We start from the raw sequence: 2,198 nt of genomic DNA on the forward strand, positions 1-2,198 counted from the left end.
CCCAGGGTGAGCCTGTCGCCACGCAGAGCACCCAGGAGCGGCTTGAGGCCATGAAAGGCGCGCTGAAGGACCGACTGCAGCCGCCGGTTGCCATTAGCTGTAACCCGCACCGGATCGGGAAAAACAGCTGCGTCGCCATTCATCTGGAAGACAGCCGGGGCAAGCGCGCGGATATTCTTGTGACCCAGGAAGGCCGCGCCAGCCTGCCGCTGGACAACGAATTTGACTCGCCCCGCTGGTACGTCAACGTGCCCGACGCGGCGGATATGGTGTATATGACGCTCTGGGTTAGCAGTGTTTTTCAGGAGTAATGCCCGTCTCAGACGTATCAATTAGCCGGCCAATCTGGCCGGTTTTTTTGCAAATACAAAGCATCAAATCAAACCTTTTGACCAACGTTAATTAACATCTGCTTTCAATTAACACTCGATCTCATCTTGCTTCAAAATGCTTGAAGACATTAATTTCACTAACTAACAATGATCGAATTATGTTATTTCAATAAATCACAAAGAGGGTTGTTTAGTGAAAAACACAAGTAGTATTGCTCAGGAATTGGAGAATTTTTTAAAGAATGGTGAAAACGACAGTGCCAGTTCGCGAGCCGAACTGGCTGAGCTTTGCGTTGAAACCATTTATAACTTTGTTAAGTTTAATCGTTCTGAAGGCGAGGGTCTTGATGGCCGGGACGGACCTGAACGTCAGGGGCTCGGAGAGGTGCTGGACGCAGCAAAAAATCATAAGTTCGATATCGGCATGGCTCAAATGAATAAGAAAATTTAACAGTAAATCTTCATTGGTCAGTTTTTATCTGTTTTTCCAAATGCCTCCCGAAAGCGCAGGGGGCAATTTTCCATTCTGGTTAAACCTGTCACTACAAATGTTCTCTCGCGTACTTTTTTGTTCAGACGCTGAATTCTGGCGTGGCCTGAAAATTTTCTAAATCCGAAATAGAGTTTACTGCTGAATCCCTGTGCACGGGCTGTCACGCTGACACACTGATACCCGTGACGGAGATTTGCAATGCGCATCAGGCCAATCCTGTGTTTTTCCCTGCTGATACCAATCCAGGTAATGGCAGGCACCGTTGTTTTCACCGACGCTCAGCACCCTCCCCTGAATCTTACCGCCGACACCGAAGTTGTCTGGCTGGACGGGCCCGATCGTCTGCAGCAGACTATTTTCGGTGATCTGTCGTCAGATCCTCAGCAGGCCGCCCTGCAGGCTCAGCAAGTCATTCAGTCACCCGACTGGCCCCGGAAGCAGGCGCAAATTGCCGGCGCCTATCGTCAGGTGGTTCACGCCTGGGAAATCGGCCTGCACAAGTACCCCGCCGTCGTATTTGATGATCGGGACGTGGTATACGGCACGGCTGACGTGGCGCAGGCCAGCCTGCACCGCACGCAGGGGGCAGGCTGATGGCAGGCTCATTCAGAAAGCATCTCTGTGCCGCCGGTACGGCTTCGGTTCTGGCCGTGGCCGCCGTGCCCGCCACGTTTGCCGCCATCAATACCGCCGGGATTATCGCCAGCGCGGTGACGCAGGACTGTATCAGCTGGCGCGTGAGCGGCGTCTGCTACTGGCTGATGTGTACACCCTTTGGCTGCTCGGTCAAAACTTCGGTTAAGGTGACGCACTACATCCCCGAAGTGGTGGTATCGACCTACACCGGCCCGGGCGGCAATCCTTGGCATGAAATGGCTTTTATGAGCGGGGCTGCCGGCGTCGTTGACGGCGGGCTGACCAGTGGCGCCGCCGCCGGCGGAGGAAACGCCGCTGACATCAAGGACGCAGGGCGTCGTCAGTCAAACATCAAATTTAAATATGCGGACGCCATCGGGCATCCGGCGACCTCCCTGATTGGCGGCAGCATTGCTGGCTACTCCTGCGACACCGCGGCCCGGGCATTTAACCCCTACTTCCTCAGCACCCTCGATTCGCTTATGTGGCGCACGGGCCTGCCGGAATCGCTTTATCCGGAGGCGCTTATTCCCGGACAGCGCGAGCTGGGCAGCCAGGCCCGTGCCAACATGTGGGGCAACCTTTATCCGCGATCGGGATTCGTCAGTCAGGCCGACGATGACAAGGCTTCTGCCGTCGTCGCCCAGCGCGTGGCCGACATCATCACCCGATCCGGACAGATCCACGTTTATCAGCAGCTGAAGGGCACTCGCAAGGCGGGTTACTGGCCGCCTGGC

The 2,198-nt window shown here is 55.2% G+C and carries 5 protein-coding genes; 4 read left to right on the plus strand and 1 reads right to left on the minus strand.

Going from position 1 to position 2,198, the window contains the following annotated elements; all coding sequences use genetic code 11:
• The coding region (locus tag RTK32_RS11950) for a hypothetical protein (RefSeq protein ID WP_312044202.1) at positions 1-311 on the plus strand (311 nt) is incomplete at its 5' end.
• 214 nt (positions 312-525) lie between these two features.
• Complete coding sequence (locus RTK32_RS11955; protein ID WP_312044204.1) at positions 526-783, plus strand: hypothetical protein; 258 nt, start codon at positions 526-528, stop codon at positions 781-783.
• A gap of 17 nt (positions 784-800) precedes the next feature.
• Here RTK32_RS11955 and RTK32_RS11960 read toward each other — a convergent pair whose 3' ends face one another.
• Entirely contained in the window at positions 801-1,031 is a 231-nt protein-coding gene (locus RTK32_RS11960) for a hypothetical protein (protein ID WP_312044206.1), read from the minus strand.
• Between RTK32_RS11960 and RTK32_RS11965 the strand changes: the two genes are divergently transcribed.
• Positions 1,024-1,419, plus strand: a complete 396-nt coding sequence (locus tag RTK32_RS11965) for a TIGR03757 family integrating conjugative element protein (protein ID WP_312044208.1) — start codon at positions 1,024-1,026, stop codon at positions 1,417-1,419. The two genes, RTK32_RS11960 and RTK32_RS11965, sit on opposite strands and share 8 nt — an antisense overlap.
• Positions 1,419-2,198 (plus strand): TIGR03756 family integrating conjugative element protein (locus RTK32_RS11970; RefSeq protein ID WP_312044210.1); only part of this gene is annotated, 780 nt, incomplete at its 3' end. The genes RTK32_RS11965 and RTK32_RS11970, both read left to right, overlap by 1 nt.

It is taken from the genome of Erwinia sp. (genome assembly GCF_031978025.1).
Taxonomy (GTDB): domain Bacteria; phylum Pseudomonadota; class Gammaproteobacteria; order Enterobacterales; family Enterobacteriaceae; genus Erwinia.

Coding starts and splice junctions, on each gene's coding strand:
- RTK32_RS11965 (WP_312044208.1), top strand. CDS start 1,024: ATGCGCATCAGGCCAATCCTGTGTTTTTCCCTGCTGATACCAATCCAG.
- RTK32_RS11960 (WP_312044206.1), bottom strand. CDS start 1,031: ATGCGCATTGCAAATCTCCGTCACGGGTATCAGTGTGTCAGCGTGACA.